1 protein-coding gene and 2 pseudogenes are annotated in these 1,565 nt (G+C 62.4%); all 3 read left to right on the top strand.

What is annotated here, in order from left to right:
• Nucleotides 1-267, top strand: a pseudogene (locus P0D89_RS52790) (ABC transporter ATP-binding protein); the annotation flags it as partial.
• 19 nt (nucleotides 268-286) lie between these two features.
• A complete protein-coding gene (locus P0D89_RS52785; RefSeq protein WP_408370762.1) occupies nucleotides 287-1,087 on the top strand; it encodes an ABC transporter ATP-binding protein in 801 nt (266 codons plus the stop codon).
• Nucleotides 1,087-1,565: pseudogene (locus P0D89_RS52780) on the top strand (ABC transporter ATP-binding protein); the annotation flags it as partial. The gene P0D89_RS52785 and the pseudogene P0D89_RS52780, both read left to right, overlap by 1 nt.

The raw sequence follows: 1,565 nt of genomic DNA, 5'->3' as shown, positions 1-1,565 counted from the left end.
GGCATGGGCCATATTCCTGGCGTGATCCTCGGCGCGGTGCTGCTCGCGGTGTTCCCGGAATTCCTGCGCTCGACGATGGGTCCGCTGCAGAACATGATCTTCGGCCACGAAATCGTCGATACCGAAGTGATCCGTCAGCTGCTCTACGGTCTCGCGATGGTCGTGATCATGCTGTATCGCTCGGAAGGCCTGTGGCCGTCGCCGAAGCACGAGGACAAGATTGCGAAACTGGCGAAGCGCAGCGGCAAGAAGCCGGTGCGCGCTTAAGGCCCGGGAGAGAAATCAAATGAGCGATAACGTAAGCAACAACGTGGGCAGCGAACAGATCCGTCTGTCGGTGAAGGGCGTCAACAAGCGCTTCGGCGGCTTGCAGGCGCTGTCCGATGTCGGCCTGCAAATCAAGGCCGGCCAGATCTACGGTCTGATCGGCCCGAACGGCGCCGGCAAGACCACCTTCTTCAACGTGATCACGGGCCTGTACACGCCGGATTCGGGCGAGTTCAAGCTCGACGGCGACAACTACACGCCGACCGCGGTGTATCAGGTGGCGAAGGCGGGCATTGCGCGCACGTTCCAGAACATTCGTCTGTTTGGCGGCATGACCGCGCTGGAGAACGTGATGGTCGGGCGCCACGTGCGCACCAGGCACGGCCTGATCGGCGCGGTGTTCCAGACACCGGCCGAACGCAAGGAAGAACGCGAGATCAAGGAACGCGCGATCGAACTGCTGGAGTACGTCGGCATCGCGCAGTACGCGGACTACACGTCGCGCAATCTGTCGTATGGTCACCAGCGCCGTCTGGAAATCGCCCGCGCATTGGCGACGGACCCGAAGCTGCTCGCGCTCGACGAACCGGCGGCCGGCATGAACGCGACGGAAAAGGTCGAGCTGACCAAGCTGCTGGACAAGATCCGCGCGGACGGCCGGACGATCCTGCTGATCGAACACGACGTGAAACTCGTGATGGGTCTGTGCAACCAGATGACGGTGCTCGACTACGGCAAGGTGATCGCGCAAGGTCTGCCGTCAGACGTGCAGAAGGATCCGAAGGTGATCGAAGCTTATCTGGGTGCGGGGGTCCACTAATGGCAACGGCAATGTTGAAAATCAAGGGCCTGCAGGTCAATTACGGCGGCATCCAGGCAGTCAAGGGCATCGACCTCGAAGTCGCGCAGGGCGAGCTGGTCACGCTGATCGGCGCGAACGGCGCGGGCAAGACCACGACGATGAAGGCGATCACGGGTCTGAAGCCGTACTCGGCGGGTGACATCGAGTACATGGGCCAGTCGATCAAGGGCATCCCGGCGCACGAACTGCTCAAGCGCGGCCTCGCGATGGTGCCAGAAGGGCGCGGCATTTTCGCGCGCATGTCGATCGTCGAGAACATGCAGATGGGCGCGTATCTGCGCACGGACACGGACGGCATCAAGGCGGACGTCGATCGCATGTTCGGCTTCTTCCCGCGCCTGAAGGAACGCGCGTCGCAATACGCTGGCACGCTCTCGGGCGGCGAACAGCAGATGCTGGCGATGGCGCGCGATCATCTCGCGCCCGAAATTGCTGT

Source organism: Paraburkholderia sp. RL18-085-BIA-A (assembly GCF_046027075.1).
Lineage (GTDB): Bacteria > Pseudomonadota > Gammaproteobacteria > Burkholderiales > Burkholderiaceae > Paraburkholderia.
The sequence above is the reverse complement of the archived record's forward strand: the minus strand, read 5'-3'. Positions and strand labels throughout refer to the sequence as shown.

What these genes read in the sequence shown, in the direction of transcription:
- P0D89_RS52785 (WP_408370762.1), top strand. Translation starts at nt 287, where the DNA reads ATGAGCGATAACGTAAGCAACAACGTGGGCAGCGAACAGATCCGTCTG.